Source organism: Leyella stercorea, from assembly GCF_019052365.1.
In the GTDB taxonomy this organism is placed as follows: domain Bacteria; phylum Bacteroidota; class Bacteroidia; order Bacteroidales; family Bacteroidaceae; genus Prevotella.
Genome location: NZ_JAHQUY010000009.1, coordinates 1 through 17,088, shown reverse-complemented (window position 1 = coordinate 17,088; position 17,088 = coordinate 1). Strand labels below are relative to the sequence as shown.

11 protein-coding genes and 2 tRNA genes are annotated in these 17,088 nt (G+C 51.9%); 9 read left to right on the top strand and 4 right to left on the bottom strand.

The genetic code is table 11. The features are described from left to right. Positions 1–118: 118 nt before the first annotated feature. Positions 119–1,789 carry a S41 family peptidase gene (locus KTQ90_RS02900; protein WP_217317138.1) on the bottom strand — a complete coding sequence of 557 codons (1,671 nt, stop codon included), beginning with the start codon at positions 1,787–1,789 and terminating at the stop codon, positions 119–121. Positions 1,790–2,073: 284 nt separating this feature from the next. On the opposite strand from KTQ90_RS02900, the gene KTQ90_RS02895 reads away from it, so the two are divergent. Both KTQ90_RS02895 and KTQ90_RS02890 read left to right on the top strand, forming a co-directional pair. Next, positions 2,074–2,147 (top strand) — tRNA-Asn (locus KTQ90_RS02895). A gap of 13 nt (positions 2,148–2,160) precedes the next feature. Further along, positions 2,161–2,237, top strand: a tRNA-Asn gene (locus tag KTQ90_RS02890). Positions 2,238–2,440: 203 nt separating this feature from the next. Here the strand turns inward: KTQ90_RS02890 and KTQ90_RS02885 are convergent. Beyond that, on the bottom strand, positions 2,441–3,751 hold the full coding sequence (locus tag KTQ90_RS02885; protein ID WP_217317166.1) for an MATE family efflux transporter: 1,311 nt from the start codon (positions 3,749–3,751) through the stop codon (positions 2,441–2,443). Positions 3,752–3,764: 13 nt separating this feature from the next. After that, complete coding sequence (locus KTQ90_RS02880) at positions 3,765–3,944, bottom strand: DUF4250 domain-containing protein (protein ID WP_022158551.1); 180 nt, start codon at positions 3,942–3,944, stop codon at positions 3,765–3,767. 288 nt (positions 3,945–4,232) lie between these two features. Between KTQ90_RS02880 and KTQ90_RS02875 the strand changes: the two genes are divergently transcribed. The 7 genes from KTQ90_RS02875 to KTQ90_RS02845 all read left to right on the top strand — a co-directional run bounded on the left by KTQ90_RS02875 (position 4,233) and on the right by KTQ90_RS02845 (position 15,401). Further along, positions 4,233–5,417: a PCMD domain-containing protein gene (locus tag KTQ90_RS02875; RefSeq protein WP_217317137.1), complete on the top strand. Its 1,185-nt coding sequence runs from the start codon at positions 4,233–4,235 to the stop codon at positions 5,415–5,417. Between the two features lie 12 nt (positions 5,418–5,429). Continuing rightward, on the top strand, positions 5,430–6,185 hold the full coding sequence (locus KTQ90_RS02870; protein WP_217317136.1) for a porin family protein: 756 nt from the start codon (positions 5,430–5,432) through the stop codon (positions 6,183–6,185). 164 nt (positions 6,186–6,349) lie between these two features. Continuing rightward, complete coding sequence (locus KTQ90_RS02865) at positions 6,350–7,774, top strand: hypothetical protein (protein WP_217317135.1); 1,425 nt, start codon at positions 6,350–6,352, stop codon at positions 7,772–7,774. 16 nt (positions 7,775–7,790) lie between these two features. After that, on the top strand, positions 7,791–10,067 hold the full coding sequence (locus KTQ90_RS02860) for a calycin-like domain-containing protein (protein ID WP_217317134.1): 2,277 nt from the start codon (positions 7,791–7,793) through the stop codon (positions 10,065–10,067). Positions 10,068–10,195: 128 nt separating this feature from the next. Then, on the top strand, positions 10,196–10,801 hold the full coding sequence (locus KTQ90_RS02855) for a calycin-like domain-containing protein (protein ID WP_217317133.1): 606 nt from the start codon (positions 10,196–10,198) through the stop codon (positions 10,799–10,801). A 47-nt stretch (positions 10,802–10,848) separates the two neighbouring features. After that, a complete protein-coding gene (locus tag KTQ90_RS02850) occupies positions 10,849–13,389 on the top strand; it encodes a hypothetical protein (protein ID WP_217317132.1) in 2,541 nt (846 codons plus the stop codon). An 812-nt stretch (positions 13,390–14,201) separates the two neighbouring features. Beyond that, positions 14,202–15,401, top strand: a complete 1,200-nt coding sequence (locus KTQ90_RS02845) for a helix-turn-helix domain-containing protein (protein WP_217317131.1) — start codon at positions 14,202–14,204, stop codon at positions 15,399–15,401. A gap of 257 nt (positions 15,402–15,658) precedes the next feature. Here KTQ90_RS02845 and KTQ90_RS02840 read toward each other — a convergent pair whose 3' ends face one another. Then, positions 15,659–16,831, bottom strand: a complete 1,173-nt coding sequence (locus tag KTQ90_RS02840) for a MalY/PatB family protein (RefSeq protein ID WP_217317130.1) — start codon at positions 16,829–16,831, stop codon at positions 15,659–15,661. Positions 16,832–17,088: the final 257 nt, after the last annotated feature.

The window sequence follows — 17,088 nt, the reverse complement described above, 5'->3', positions numbered from 1 at the left end:
CCTTTGTTACGTTGGTGCACTTGAGACAAGTGCACCCCCTGAAGTTAGCAGCATCTGTGTCGAGTGCAATCTGTGGGAGAATCCTCATCGTAAATCGTATTCCGTGGGAATCAACGCGCTACTTCTTTATGGGAGCAAGCGTTTTGCGATACTCCTCGGGGTTCTTCAGCAGTTCGGCAGCCTTGGCAAACTGCTTGTCGTAGCGCAGCGAGTTCTGCAGCGCGCCGCGGTCGAAGTAGTAAGCCGACATGATGTCGTTGGCGATGATCTGCTTCAGCTGCTCCTTGTTGTACGGATAAGCCAAGTCCTTCTTCAAGTCGTGCTTCAGCTTCGCCTTCAGCGCCTCGAACTCCGGCTTCGCATCCTCGTAGTAGCCCTCGAAGCGCGCCAGCTTCTCCAGGTCCTTCAGATACTTCTCGCTCACCTGGTCGTACTCGAAACCACTCTTTATGACATAAGCGCAGAACTCGTCGTAGTCCTTGTCCGAGAACTCGAACTCCGACGGCTCAGCCACCGTGCGGTGCTTCGCCATGTACTCAATCTCGTAGTTGAGCAGCAAGTCGGTAGTGTCGGCGAACTGCAGGTAGTAGGCGATGTTCGGCATCGAGTCGGGGAGCACCTCGATGTCGGGCTTTATGCCTCCGCCGTCGCGCACGATGCGGCCCGCCGCCGTGCGGAACTCATGCGTCAGCGAGTCTGCCACATTCTCGCTCGCCAATCCCTTCTCCGTATGCTTGTACTTGCGCGCCTGGATGCAGCGGCCCGACGGAATGTAGTATTTCGCGGTAGTCAGTTTCAGCTTGCCGTTGTAGGGTAGGGGCACGTTCGGCACCTGCACCAGTCCCTTGCCGTATGTGCGTGTGCCCATCACCACGGCGCGGTCGAGGTCCTGCAGCGCGCCCGACGTAATCTCGCTGGCGCTCGCCGTCTCCTCGTTCACCAGCACCACGATAGGCATCACAGTGTCAATCGGTTCCATCGTCGTAGAGAACGTCTTGTTGGAGCTCTTCACCTTGCCGCGCATCTCGAGCAACTGCTTGCCCTTCGGCACGAACATATTCAGAATCTGCAGCGCCTCCTGCACCGATCCGCCTCCGTTGGAACGCAGGTCGAGCACCAGTCCGCGCATGCCCTTCGAGCGCATCTCGACGAACGCGCGGCGCACGTCCTTCGCCGAGTTCTCGAGAAACTGGTTGTAGCTGATATAGCCGATGCCGTCGGGCTGCAAGCCGTAGTACGTAAGGTAAGGCATCTGAATGGCGCGTCGCTGCACCTTCAGCGTTAGTGTCTTGCCCGTAGCTGGGCGCTTCACCTTCAGCATCATCGTCGTGCCGGCGTCGCCGCGCAGATGCTCCGACACGTACGCCGTCGTCTTTCCCTCCATCGACTCGCCGTCGATAGACAGAATCATGTCGCCCTTGCGCAGACCCGCCTCCGCTGCCGGCATACCCTCGTACGGCTTGTTTATCACCACGTTCTTGCGCGTGAAGCTATACGAGATAATGGAGCCGATGCCCGCATACTTGCCCGTGAGCATCTGCTTGTATTCGCCCACCTTGTCCTCCGGGTAATACTCCGTGTACGGGTCGAGCGATCGCAGCATCTGGTTGACGGCGTCGCCCACCACCTCGTCGGCGTTCAGCGAGTCGACGTATAGCAGGTCGAGGTTGCGGTAGACGGCGTTGAACACCTCAAGGTTCTTCGCCACGCGGTAGTTGTGGTCGCTGCTGTTCTGCGCCGCCGCCAGCATAGGCAGCATTATCAGCGCAATGATTATGAGTTTTCGCATTTCTTCTATGTTTTTGAGTTCGTTATAAATCTTTTTCGGTTCGATGTCACGCTTTTCGGGCACATCGTCATTCAGCCTACAAAAGTACAACATTAACGCCAAATACATATAAATAATGTAGAGTTTTTAAGCCCGCACACCTTTCTGTGTCAGCAAAACAGCCCCATTTTTAATTTTTTTGCCATATTATAACAAAAAAATGCTGAAAAATTTTTGAGTTACGGAAAAACTTATTACCTTTGCATCCGCAATCAGACAACAAGCCAAGTTGTCACAAGAAAAATGCTTCAATAGCTCAGTTGGTTAGAGCACCTGACTGTTAATCAGGGGGTCGTTGGTTCAAGTCCATCTTGAAGCGCAAACATCGGATTGCTTCAATAGCTCAGTTGGTTAGAGCACCTGACTGTTAATCAGGGGGTCGTTGGTTCAAGTCCATCTTGAAGCGCCATTTAAAAAGCCTCGCAAGTTTTCACTTGCGAGGCTTTTTCTGTTAGGGGGTGCAGCAGTCTCTGCTGCACCAACCAAGCTATTGGTGCACTTCTTGCTTGGTTGGTGCAGTGGAGACCACTGCACCCCCTATTTGGGCATATTTTTTTTGAGGCTGCTTTTTAGTTGCTGCGGAGACCGGAGACCTCCGCTACTAAAGCAACTCTATTTGTATTTTCTGAATCTCCACCACATCATCACGCCCGCCGACGTCAGTCCGAACGGGAACGCCATCCACACGCCCATCAGTCCGTAGCCCAGCACGAATCCGCAGAGATAGCCAACGGGCAGCGAGATGACGAAGAAGGCGATGAACGCAATCAGCATCAGCGGCTTCACGTCGGCGATGCCGCGCAGCGCGTTCGCGTAGTTTATCTGCATGCCGTCGCCGAACTGGTAGATGAAGAACGGCAGGAGCAGCGAGAGCACACCCGCCGACACCTCGGCGCTGTCTGTAAACCATCCGCCGATATGGTTGCGCAGCAGGAAGATGATGCCGCCGAGCACCACCTCGAGCATCACCATAAGACGCAGACCCGCCGTCACCGTGTGGCGCACGTTCTGCACGTCGTGCTGTCCGTGGAAGTAGCTCGTGCGCACAGCCACCGCAGCACCCAGTCCGTAGTAGACCATGAACGTGAACTGCGAGATGGTAGACATCACCTGATGCGACGCCAAGGCTATCGTGCCGAGCCATCCCACCATGATGATAGAGAGCGAGAACGACGCCGTCTCCATGCCCATCTCCAGCGCTATAGGCGTGCCGAGCGAGCCGAGGCGGCGCAGCAAGTCGCGCGACCAGCCCAGACGGAAGAAGCCCTCTCTGTATGAAGCGAAGCGGCGTGCGCGCAGGAACACCGTGGCGAACACCACCACCATTATTATACGCGAGAGCAGCGTAGACACGCCCGCACCGATTACGCCCATCTCGGGCGAACCGCACTTACCGTAGATGAATATGTAGTTGCCGACGATGTTCAGCAGGTTGCCCGAGAGCAGAATCCACATCGACGTGCGCGTCAGCGTGATACTGTCCGTAAACTGCTTGAAGGCGTTGAACAGCATCACGAACGGCAGCGATGCAAACAGCACCATATAGTAAGGACGCATGTAGCCGAGCAGTTCCTCCGGCTGTCCGATGTTGCCCAGATTGAAGAAGAGCACCAGCAGCACAGTCATCATCGCCACCGCCGCCAGCGTGTTCGTAAGCAGCGAGCAGCGCAGCGCCTGACCCGCTCCGGCATGTTCGCCGCGTCCGAAGAGCGCGCCCACTATAGGCGTCAGTCCGTAAGAGAAGCCCGTGCCGGTGATGATGGCAAGGTTCATGATGTTGTTGACGAACGACGCAGCGCCAAGCTCCGTCGTGCTGTGATGGCCCACCATCATCGTGTCCGCAAAGCTAAGCACAATCATACCCATCTGACCTATCATGATAGGGATGCCGATGGAGAGCAGCGTGCGGTAGTGCTGCCCCATGCTTATCGTGCTGTTACCAGAATTTGTTTTTGTCTTCGTTGTATTCATATCCGACAGCTGCCAGTTGGTCAATAATCTGTTGTTTTTCTACGTGGAGGTCGTCGCATAAAGCGTCGAGCGAGGGGTAAGTGTCGCGCAAGTGCGCATTGATGACGCTGAAGAGCATCATCGGGTCTTTGGGTAATCCAAGCATAATAATCTGATTAAATAATAGTTACCTGATAAAATTCAGAGTGCAAAGTTACTCAAACTTTTACAAACAAATGGCACGAATGGGTTTACATCTTGTCAAAAGGTTCAATATATTTCCGTTTTTTAGTGCGAGAGGGTAGATTTTCGGGCTTTTTTTTGGCTCTGTCGCTTTTTTTGCCGAACTTTGCACCGAATATAGCTTTCTAAAATTCAAGCACATAGGCGACTTTACGATGTGGCGGAAAACGATTGCGCCACCTATATATAATAAATCAAAACAGAAATATTAATGGTAAAGCCATTCTCACTAATTGCTGTCGTGGCATTTGCTACGACACTCACATCTTGTTTCAAGGATGAAGCGCTCAACAACGAGTGCGACATAGAAAAGGCATGGATTCAGGTGGACAACCCCGACGAGGTGTTCTTCCAGCCGTCCAATGCCGAACTCCCGGATATCGAGTCGACAAAGACCGATCTTATCTTCCCCGACCTGCGCCCTAACAGCGATGTTACAGCCTTGCCGGTATACTTCAAGGTAACTGACGGAGCGACAATCGCTCCGGAGAACGGTTCGGTGCAGAACTTCGCAGACGGCCCCGTGACATACGTCGTGACGTCAGAAGACGGACAGTACAACCGCACATACCGCGTCTTCATAAAGGCGACGGATGCAGGTACCACCCCCGATCCGGGCAAGCCGGAGGAGCAGTTCGGCTACGTAAACTACAACTTCGAGAACTACTTCCTCGACCCCGCATCGTCTAAGTTCTATGTGTGGAGCGACTACGAGAACGGCTCTAACTGGGCAACCGGCAACCCCGGCTTCAAGATTGCGAAGGGATCTGCTACGCCCGACCAGTATCCGTCTACACCTCTCGCAGAGGGCTACGACGGAGCAGGCGTCAAGCTCGTGACAAGCGATACCGGTCCGTTCGGCGTGGTAGTGAACATGCGCATCGCAGCCGGCAACCTCTTCACCGGCGTGTTCGACTCGAAGTCGGCTACCAAGGCGCCGCTTAAGGCTACACACTTCGGCGAGGGCTCGTACAACCAGATAAACTATCGCCCCGTGACGCTCGCAGGCTACTACCAGTACACGCCGGGCGAAGTGTTCAAGGACAAGTCGGGCAAGGTGGTAGAAGACCGCATCGACCAGGGCGACATCTACGCCGTAGTGTTCCGCAACGTAGACAGCGAGGGCAAGTCGTTCTACCTCACCGGCGACAACGTGCTCACATCTCCGCAGATTGTGGCGCTGGCTCGCGTGCCTAACGTCGTGAAGACCGAAGGCGGATGGAAGAACTTCTCCGTCGACTTCAACTACTGCGGCGAACTCGACCCCGCCATACTCGCCAACTACGGCTACAGCATGGCAGTAGTGTTCACATCGAGCATCGAAGGCGCAGCCTTCCAGGGTGCAGTGGGCAGCACGCTGCTCATCGACAAGGTAAGTATTGCATACAAGAAGTAAGGAAACAAGCAAATGAAGAAATCAATAATAGCCGCAGCCTTCGCGCTGCTCTTCGGCGCGCAGGGCGCGTCGGCAATCGGAATATTCGACAACCTTTGCTATCAGGCTCGTCTCGGCTACAATATCGGCGGCACAATGCCGATGGGCATGCCCGCTTCCATACGCGGTCTCAATAGCTACACGCCGAAACCCAGCTTCACCATAGCACTCGACGCCTACAAGCCGCTCACCGAGAAGTGGGGCATGATGGCAGGCTTCCATTTCCAGACAAAGGCGATGGAGACCGACGCTCGCGTGAAGAGCTATTCAATGGAGATGCGCCAGGGCAGCGAGTCGCTGAGCGGACTCTTCACGGGCAATGTCGTTACGAATGCAAAGCAGCTCGTCATAACGCTGCCTCTGCAGGCTACGTTCAGCGTGTCGGACGCAGTGCGACTGAAGTTCGGTCCCTACTTCTCTTACGCTCTTAACAACGAGTTCACCGGCTACGCCTACGACGGCTATCTGCGCGAGGGCGACCCGACTGGTCAGAAGGTGGAGCTCGGACATAACGAGGGTGAGCGCGGCGACTACGACTTCTCGAGCGATATGCGCCACTGGCACTTCGGCTTCGACTTCGGTGCCGACTGGTACTTCTCGCAGCACTTCGGCGCATACGCCGATGTGCAGTGGGGTATGTCGGGCGTGTTCCGCGAGAAGTTCAAGACTATCGAGCAGACAATGTACCCCGTGTATGCTACGCTCGGTGTGCTGTACAAGCTCAAGTAGGTTGATGTGTTGAGATGTTGATGTGTTGAGATGTTGACATTAGTTTACTGCTTAATGGCAAATCTCACCACCACACCATACACCACCTCACCATCACATCTCACCACCTCACCACCTCACCATAACAACAATAATTATTAAACCTAAAAACAAATAACAAGCTTATGAAAAAAATCTTTACTCTGTTAGTCCTTTTGATGGCGACAGTATGTGTGTCTGCCCAGCAGTATTACAAAGGAACATTCCACTCAAAGGTGAATGACTTTAACGATTATGAAACAACCGTAGCCGTAACCCAGGGCGAAGGCGGCAAGTACACACTCGTGTTCGAGAGCGTAATCTTCGGCAACGACGACTTCGGCAAGTGTACATTCGCCGGAATCGAGAACTATAAGTGGGCAGGCGGCAACAGCTTCACCTTCTCTAACGAAGGCGGCAACATCGGCGCAGCTACAAAATACTATTTCGAGTTGTCTGACGCTCTCGGCAAGTCTGTAATCGACGACGAGAAGATCTACATCACATTCAAGTACTTCCAGGTTAACACGACCAAGGAGTACAGAAACGTAGTGTTTGAAGGCAAGCGCACAAGCAGCGGCGGTGGCAGCACTGGCGGCGACGACAAGCCGACAATCACCGACACAGAGCAGTTCACTGCTGACGTAGTTTCTGTATTAGAAGGCGGTCAGGCTGGCAAAGTTAAGTATCCTAACGTATTAGCAAAGGTTTGCGAGTGGAGCGACGGCGTACACAGCCTCGAAATCGAGCACATCGACACAGAGAAGGGCTCAATGTCAGGCGTTATGTTCAAGGGTCTTGAGAAGAAGGAAGTAAACGGCGAGGTGGTATACACTGGCACAGTAGAGCCGGACATCACAGACCTTCCTGACTTCTACCTCGGCTACACAAAGCTCATGGCAAACGTTGAGGCTAAGATCGACGAGAGCGGCGACCTCTCTGCTACAATCGTGTTCACAGACGAGGACGAGCCTGCGTTCAAGCTCACAGCATGGTTCAACTATCAGGAGCCGTTCGTTCCGGCAGGTCCGTTCTCTGTAGGAGGTGGCCTCGTTGGTTACACCGTAACAGACGACGGCGATTTCACTAATAACGTAGTGAATACACTCACATTCACAGAGACAGCAGAAAACGTATATACACTCTCGTTCTCTAACGTAGCTATTCCTAACGGCATCGGTCTCAACACCGTTTCGTTCGAGGGCGTTGCACGCACAGGCAACGACAGCGAGGCTAAGTTTGCAAGCAAGAAGGGCGTGGCTAAGACAACAGCTGCACACCCGTCTTACACAGAGGTCGACTACACCGATCTCGAGTTTATCGTAGGCTTCGACGCAGATAAGAAGGTGACAAGCTGCACTGGTAGGTTCGTCATCGACAACTGGGGCGAGTCTGTTGCTTACACATTCAACTACGACCCGACAGCAACTTCTGTAAACACAGTAGTAGCTGCTGACGGCACCGTTAAGCACATCTACACACTCACTGGTGCGAAAGTTACTTCTCTCCAGCGCGGCGTGAACATCGTGCGCACAGCCGACGGCAGAACGCTGAAGGTTCTGAAGAAGTAATTTTAATTAATAATAGATGAACAAATTATTTATTACAATGGCTACCGCTGCCCTGAGTCTCTCGGCAGCGGCAGCCGATTTCACCGGCTCGTTCGGCAAAGACCTGAACGGTAACGGTAAGATCAGCGTTGTCGACAACGCTGACGGCAAGACAGTGAAGGTGACAATCAGTGGCGCAACTATCAAGGTAGGCACCACCAGCGCACCTGTTAGCGACCTTGTTCTTGACGGCGTGAAGTCGTCAAAGGTCGGCAAATTCCAGCTCCTCAACGGAACAGCGCACGCCGGCGACTACGACGTGTTCTTCCTCGGTCAGGTTGCAGACGGCAAGATCACAGCCAAGTTCAACCTCAACCTCGACGGAGCTTACTATGCTCAGGGTACATTCGGCGAGAAACGCTACACACTCGGCCAGCTTCTCGGTTCCGACTTCGAGACATGGCACAAGGCTGAGTACAGCGGCAACACAAGCGATGAGCCGGACGGCTGGCACTCGTTCATGAGCGCACACGCTTCTGGTATGTATGCTTCTGCGCGCAAAAACACCCACACATTTATCTCTAAGGACGTTCGCCCAGGTGCTAAGGGACAGTGCGTCAAGGTCGTTTCAAGCAAAGTGCTCGGCGTACCTGCCAACGGCACTATCACCACCGGTCGTCTTTACGCAGGTCATATAAAGCCGACAAACCCAGCCAACAACGCTACAAGCGATCCCGCCGGTACCGATAAAGACTCGAACAACGACCCGTTCTACGCCCCGATCAACACTTTGCCCGATTCTATCGCAGTATGGGTGAAGTACAAGCAGGGAGCACTCTCTGCCGACAACAAGCAAAACTATCCCTACGCCAACCTCTCGGCTGTGCTCACCGACGGCACCAAGTATCAGGATCCGGAGGACAAGACATACACCAATGTGTTGGCAAAGGCTCAGAATAAGAAGATCGCGGAGAACGGCAACGTTTGGCAGCGCATCTCTGTACCGTTCGCATACACGGATGCAAAGCTCGACCCGAAGGCAATGCTCGTAACGCTTTCTACAAACGCCCAGCCGGGTGTGGCTTCAAAGGATGTAGACACCCCTGACGAGCTTTACATCGATGACCTCGAGCTTGTCTACAACTCACAGCTCACCTCTCTGAAGATTGGCGGCGTAGAGGTTCCGGGCTTCGCAAGCGACAAGTACAGCTACACTGTCTACTCTACAAAGGACGCTGACAAGAAGCTCGAGTTCGCAACAAACGCTAAGTCGGCTTTCGTAGCGTCAGAAGCTGTCGCTCCGACAGACGGTAGCGGCAACCTCGTATACAACGTGACCGTTACATCTGCCGACCTGCAGACATCTCACACATACGTTGTGAACGTAGTTTGCCCGACAACATACACCGACCAGCTCCTCATCAACCTCAACGGCGAGGATCAGGAGCCGGAGCAAGCAAGCATCGACGTATGCAGCGAGGGCAACAACAACTACACCTTCGTGCTGACGAAGTTCTCGTTCGGCGAAATCCTTATCGGCGACGTTACAATCAGCGGCGTGCCATGCGTAGAGAAGGACGGCAAGCAGACCTTCACCGTAGAGAAGGACGCTACCATCACTAACGGTGCTGACATCGCTGAGATGCTCGGCAACAAGGTGCATGTCACAATGAACGCAGAAATCGAGAACGGCAAGCTCTACGCAGAGATGGCGCTCCCCGTAACACTCGGCGAAGCGACTATCAACGTGAAGGCTACATTCGGCAAGAAGGCTACAAACGTAGAGAAGACCACCTACAAGGACCAGCTCGTCATCTCTCTTGATGGCGAAGTGCAGGATCCTGAGGAGGCAACCATCGACGTTATCAAGCAGAGCGAGGGTAAGTACACCTTCGTGCTCAACCAGTTCTCGTTCGCAGGTCTCCTCATCGGCGACGTTACAATCACCGACGTACCGGGCGTTGAGAAGAACGGCTACGTGTTCTACACCGTAGAGAAGGACGCAGCCATCACCAACGGCGCTGAGATTGCTGAGGCTCTCGGCAACAAGGTGCACGTGAAGATCGTCGAGGCTTACAGCAAGGACGGCAAGCTCTACGCTAAGATGACTCTCCCCGTAACAATCGAAGATGCTACAATGAACGTAGAGGCAGTGTTCGGTACAAAGCCGGCAGCAGGCATCAACGGCATCACCACCACTCAGAACGGCAAGGTTGAGGTTTACAACGTCAACGGCGTACGTCTGAACGGCCTTCAGAAGGGTCTGAACATCGTTCGCACCGCTGACGGCAATGTAGTGAAGGTGTTGAAGTAATAAGACATAATAGACATTGAACATACATAGGGTGTGTTAAAATGGAATTGGCAAATGTTAAATTCCGTTTTAACGCACCCTATTTCGTTTATTTTAACTATTTTTGAAGCATCTAAACTAAAATCAGCATGAAGAAAGTATTTACACTCATGGTTTTCTTGATGACAGCGCTCTGCACATTCGGTCAGGTATTCACCGACGACCTGCATGTGACAAGCGGCGCAGGCAGAACAACCGACTACGCACAGAAGGAAGTGGAGCTGACCAAGGTGTCAGACGACGTCTACAAGTTTACGTTCCGCAAACTCGCTCCAATGGAATACAAGACCTTCGGCGACTTCGTCGTTGAGGATGTGACGGCAACCGTTGATGCAGCCGGCGAGATGACATTCTCTACCGCAAGCACCGAGGGCACATGGACCAACGTTACGAGCACAGCAGCCATCGGTGGTGTAAAAGAAGGCAGCAAGTCGTCGATCAGTGCATTCACGGCTACACTCTCAGCCGACAAGTCGAAGCTCATCGTCGACTTCACCTTTATGACGATGGGTAGCGATGTGGATGTGGTGTTTGGCAAGAAGATAGATACCGCTATCAACACCGTGAATGCCGCTGACGACAACAGGTATGTCGAGATATACAACCTCGGTGGAGTGCGTATGCAGCGCCTGCAGCGCGGTATCAACATCGTGCGCACAGCAAGTGGCAAGGTGAAGAAGGTGCTCGTGAAGTAACATTAATACAATTTACTAACATTAATTAATAACAAACCAAATTTATTATGAAGAAAATTTTCTCCTTACTCGTTATGTTGGTGATGACTGCGACGGCGTTCGCTCAGTCAACAAGCGAGAAAATTATTCCTGACGGCACTCAGCCTAACGGCGGTACCATCACACCTAAAGCAATCACAGTCGACTGGGCTACCCAGAAGATTGTAGCGAATGTAGATTTGACAAACTGTCTTACCGGCACCAACGAGCAGATCTTCGCTATCTCTACCAACAGCGCGGATATTGCAAACTGGGACCAGGAAAGCGGAAGCACTCTCCATTTCTTCTACAGACAGAACTTTACTGACTGGGGTTCTACAACTGCCGATGTTCACAAGTTCGCTGTTCAGTATCGCTATAAAGGCGATAACGGCGCTACCAACCGTTTCTACGAGGTGCAGGACATCTCTAACTGCACCATCGTAATGGACAAGGAAGGCGTTCATATCGACGGCACACTCGTGTTCGAGGCTTCTCTTATGCCGCAGCTCTACAAGGAGGGTGCTAACCAGCTCTACTTCGGTTCTTTGCGCGGCGAGCATCCGTACGCTACATACAAGTCTGTAGAGCTCGTGACAGAGGGCGGTACAACACCTGGCGAGACCACTACATACGATTTTACAAGCAATGTGGAGACTGTTTACTGGAAAGAAATTGCTGAGGGCGACTACCTCGATTTCCACCAGTATGTTAAGGATGCAAAGCTTCAGCTCGTTAAGGAACTTAACGGCACATACACAGCTACTCTCAAGAATGTAGTAGTAGGCGAAGATCGCGTTTCTCTTGGCGATATCGTTATCGCAGGTCTTGAGGCAACAGAGAACGCAGGCAAACTTGAGATTGATGTTCCTGCATGCAACATTGCAATCAATGCTCCTGGTTCACCATACGATGGCAAGTCTATGGCTATTAAGGGTGGTATGATTGACGCAACTCCTGCTGCTGATGCAGACAGCAAGGGCTCGGCATCTGTTAAACTCACTATCCTTGTCGGCAACGGCGACATGATCAGCTACGAGTTCAGTGATGATGTTTACGTTCCGAACATTTATAACTTCACAAGCAACGCTTATGTAAAGGCAGGCGATGAGGTTACTGACTATGAGAATGTAGACGCAGTGCTCACAGAGTACATGGAAGGCGTTTATATGGTTAAGTTCAAGAAGATCACTTTGGGTTCAAAGAAGGAAGACTTCACAATCGAGAACCTCAAGCCGACAAAGGGCGAAGATGGTAACATTACCTTCACAACACCTGATGCAAGCGGCTTCTGGAACGACGCTGACGAAACAGAACTCGACTTCACCGACTTCTCTGCTTCTGTAAAGGTAGGCGAGAACGGCTTCGAGGGCTTCGTTTGCAAGTTCACAACAGAGAACGGTCAGTTCGTTTACGGCGAGAAGGCAGAGACACCGGAGCCGCCGTCAGTAGTTGAGACAAAGATCTTCAGCGACAAGCTCGAATACACACTCAATACAGCATCTGGCACAAACGATCCTCAGAAGCTCACAATCGAGTCGCTTGGCAACGACCGCTACAATGTGATTCTTGCTAACCTCGACACATACAATGTTCTCTACGTGAACGTTGGTACCGTTAGCTTCAAGAATGTCGCAGGTAAGACAGAGAACGGTATCACAACTATCGAGGCTGAGAAGCCGGAGGTTACATTCACAGATGCTGACTATCCTTTGGTTGACTCTAATGAGGGCAAGCTCAAGGTTATGTTCAATAACGACAAGGCTTATCTGGACGCTTCTGGTGTTGTTTCAATCCCTTCGTTCGGCATGTCTTACAAATATAAGCTCGTTTACGGCACTGAGTTCTCTACAGAGGAGCCGAAGGACGACTACGCTGTCAACTTCGACAAGGACGCAAACAGCACACATAATAGCCGTGCCCTCAACAGCTTCTCTCTCCAGCAGACAGGCAAGGACAAGCAGACAAAGAACGTTAAGACTTCAAAGGCTGCTTACGAGGATCATACAGCAGACGAACCGTTCACAGTTGAGGCTGGCAGCGAACTGACAGCTTCGTTCGATTACACAGGCGAATGGATGCATAGCTTCGTTTACATCGACTTCGACAACGACGGCGACTTCTCTTATAAGGAGGGACAGTGGGATCAGACTGGCACCGATTTGGTAGCATTCAGCTTCTACTCTCTCGACTCTAACCCAAAGAACGATGCATCTGGTTATAACTCAGTAGGTGATGAACTTACAGGAGATGCTCGCAATACTTATGTTGCACCTTCGTTCAAGGCTCCTGCTAAGGCTGGCGAATATCGTATCCGCTTCAAGATCGACTGGAACTGCATCCTCCCTGGTGGTTCAAGCAGTATCCTCTCTGACGGTGGTGGCGTTTGGGACGCAACTCTTAAGGTTGTAGAGCCGGTTGTTGACGGCATCAGCACAATCAACGCTGAGGCTGCTAACGGCGAGGCACAGCTCTTCACTGTTGACGGCGTACAGATTTCTAAGCTCCAGAAGGGTCTTAACATCGTTCGCTCTGCTGACGGCAAGGTTAAGAAGGTACTCGTTAAGTAATATTTAATTTGCAACAACGAATGGGGTGCACTTGTTTCAGGTGCACCCCTTTTTGTAGGTGCCTTTTAGGGGGTGCTTTTAGGGGGTGCACTTGTTTCAGGTGCACCTCTTTTTGTAGGTGCCTTTTAGGGGGTGCACTTGTCTCAAGTGCACCATCCAATTATTTTGCACCACTTCCTTTGTTGGCGCATTTCTTGCTCGGTTGGTGCACTTGAGACAAGTGCACCCCCTAAGTGTGCCACAGTTTGCGTCCGCCGTCCGATCAGATTCCGTCCGCCGTCCGATCGGTTTCCGTCCGCCGTCGGTGGAAAAGTGTTGGAAAAACGTTGCAAGAACGTTGTGCTCAACGGCAATACTATCGGCGACTTCGCCATCTTTGACGTGAGCGTATTTCGTTGTTTTTATTATCCGCACCCTAACAATCTGTGTATTTCTGTGAAATCTGTGGGAGAATCACTGTTTGCTTGGTTGGTGCACTTGAGACAAGTGCACCCCCTAAAATTGCATCTGAAATCTGTGGGAGAATACTCAGTAATAAATTCTGTGAGTTCTGCGTATTTTGTGGGAGAACATTCCGTCAGACCCTCGATGAAATCGTGCTTTTTTGTCCAATTTCGCAGGCTTTTAGAAAAAAACGCCATATAAATTCGGTAAAATTAAATTATTCTCTTTATCTTTGCCAATATCTTTAGAGATTGTTATCAAACAACTGCAGTACAACACTCACTATATTTATTAATAAACCACGAATCTCTGTATATAGTTATATGATAGGTAAAAATTTATTATACTTCTTATATGGCGCAAACATAATGTTCCATCTTGTAATGGCATGTATGTTCTTCTACAGACATTGCAGCCGTTTGAAGATATACGTGAGTTTGCTTATGCTCACCATTGTGGCGCAATATGTGAAGGACCTCATATTCATCGGCAACACCTACTACAGTTCGCGTCTTGAGGAACAGTATGCGTCGAGCATCGACCTGCTCACGCTGCCCATGTACGCCATTGTACTCGTAGAAGCCTGCCGTCCGTTGTGGATGAACTGGAGTAGGGCGTTCTGTTTCTACATTCCGTTTGTCGTCCTGATGGTGGCATTCTGGGTGCATCCCGTGCCGCTTGCCTATCATGCCATGCACTTCGCCGCCATCCTCTGCGCCGTCTTCATCCTTCTGTGGGCTTTGCGAGAGTTGCCGCGCTTCGAGCGTGCGCTCAAGGAGGAGTATTCCTACGCCGAATACATCAACCTCCACTGGCTGCGCGGCGTCATCCTGCTCTTCTTCTGTCTGCTCATGCTATGGGTGTACGACAGTATGGCGTCGGGCGTGCGATACGACAACATCTTCCTCTTCAACTCACTCGTGATGTGGATAGCCGCCTGCTTCTGCTTCTATCGCCAGTCGGTGGTTATCAACGCCGTGAAGTCGTACTTCGTGGAACCGTCTGAGGACAATGCAGAGACTAACCTCGATGCCGCCGAGAACGACCTCGACAAGGCGACGGCGCATCTGGAGGCAGCCGATGCCGACCAGAATGTTCCACATGTGCACACGCAGTCCGAAAACGTAGCGGAAACGGTGGCAGAACCGCAGCCCGTTGCTGAACAACCCGCTGAACCGGAACCCGAAGAACTCAAGCTGCAGCAGGAGGCAGCCTTCGCCGAGCGCATGTATCTGCTCTTCGAGAAGGAGCATGTCTATCTCAATCCGCGCTTGCGTCTTTCGGAGCTTGCCATGCTCCTCGGCACCAACCGCACCTACCTCTCGCAGTATTTCAACCAGAACTGCGAAAGTACGTTCTATGACTTCGTAAATGATTATCGCATACACCACGCAAAACTGCTTCTTCACTCCTCCGACGACACGCTCGAAACCATTGCGATGAACTCCGGTTTCAATTCGTTGTCCACTTTCCGCCGTGCTTTTGTGCAACGAGAAGGCATGAGTCCGATAGAGTTTAGAGCGTCAAACGGTAAAATCAGGGTGTCAAACAGTCAAAAGCTGGAGTAATTTGACGAAAATCAAAGGTTTTTACAATTTGACATTTCTCTTTTACGCAGTGGAATTGAAGGTATGAAAAAAGTTACTACTTTTGCAATACCAACAGAAACAACAAGAAAACTAAGTGAGTACATCTTCTGTTCTAATAGGAACAGAGGTGTAGTTTAAATTTATAAGAAGCAGTTTGTAATTGTTTGATAAATCAAGAAAAGAGTTTAAGAACCGCCAAGCAGTGATGCTCGGCGGTTTTGTTTTTTATGCAATTCTCAACTCTGAATTTGTGCAGCCAATCGCTCCAGCGCTTCCTTCAGCACGCTTCTTGGCGTCGCTACGTTCATTCTCATGAATCCCTTGCCTTCCTTTCCGAACATCTCGCCGTCGTTGAGCGCAAGGCGTGCACGGTTTACGAAGAGGTCAATGAGCTGGTCGTGGTCGAGATGCAGACCGCGGCAGTCGAGCCACACCAGGAACGACGCCTGCGGTCGCACCGCCTTAATCTGTGGCAGATGCTTGCTGAGGAACTCCTCAACGAACAGAATGTTCTGCTCCACGTACGCCAGCATCTGCTGACGCCATTCCTCACCGTTCTTGAACGCAGCCATCGTAGCGATAGGTGCAAACAGATGCGGGTCGTCAAGCTCGTTAGCCGTCATCCACTCGAACAGCGGGCGGCGCAACTTCTCGTTCGGCACAATGCACCACGAGCTCACGATGCCCGCAATGTTGAACGTCTTCGACGGAGCGCCGAACGTGATGCTACACTGCGCAGCCGCCTCAGAAACCGATGCGAACGGCACATGCTTGTTGCCGAAGATAGCCATATCCGAGTGAATCTCGTCGCTGATGACGATGATGTTATGCTCAGAGCAGAAGTCGGCAAGACGGCGCAGCGTCTCCGCATCCCATGTTATGCCTGCCGGGTTGTGCGGGTTGGAGAGGATGAGCACGCGGCACTTCTCGTCAGCCACTTCCGCCAGATTGTCGAAGTCCATCGAGTACGATCCGTCGGCGTTCTCCTTCAGTGGGTTGTACACCACCTTGCGGTGATTGCCCTCAGGCGTCAGTCGGAACGGGTGATACACCGGCGGCTGGATGATAACCTTCTCGTCCTCCTTCACGAACACGTTGATGACGAAGCCGATGCCCTTCACGATGCCCGGTATGAAGCGCATCCACTGCTCGTCGACACGCCACTGGTGATGGTCCTCAATCCATTTAGCCACCGTCTGCCAGTAGTCGCGCGGCAATATCGTGTAGCCGAACAGCGAGTGTTCGAGACGCTTGCGCAGCGCGTCGGTTATAAACTGCGGCGTCTCGAAGTCCATGTCCGCCACCCAAAGCGGCAGCAGGTCGCCTCTGCCATATCTCTCTGCAAGCACCTCGTGCTTCAGGTCGCCCGACCCAGAGCGGTCGACAACCTTATCAAAATCGTATTTCATAGTTTTCTTTTTTTAGGGGGTGCACTTGTCTCAAGTGCACCACTTTTAGGGGGTGCAGTTGTCTCAACTGCACCAATCAAATAATACTTGTTCTGCTCGGTTGGTGCACTTGAGACAAGTGCACCCCCTGATTACAATGCTTGTTCTGTTCGGTTGGTGCACTTGAGACAAGTGCACCCCCTGATTACAATACTTGTTCTGCTCGGTTGGTGCACTTGAGACAAGTGCACCCCCTGATTACAATACTTGTTCTGCTC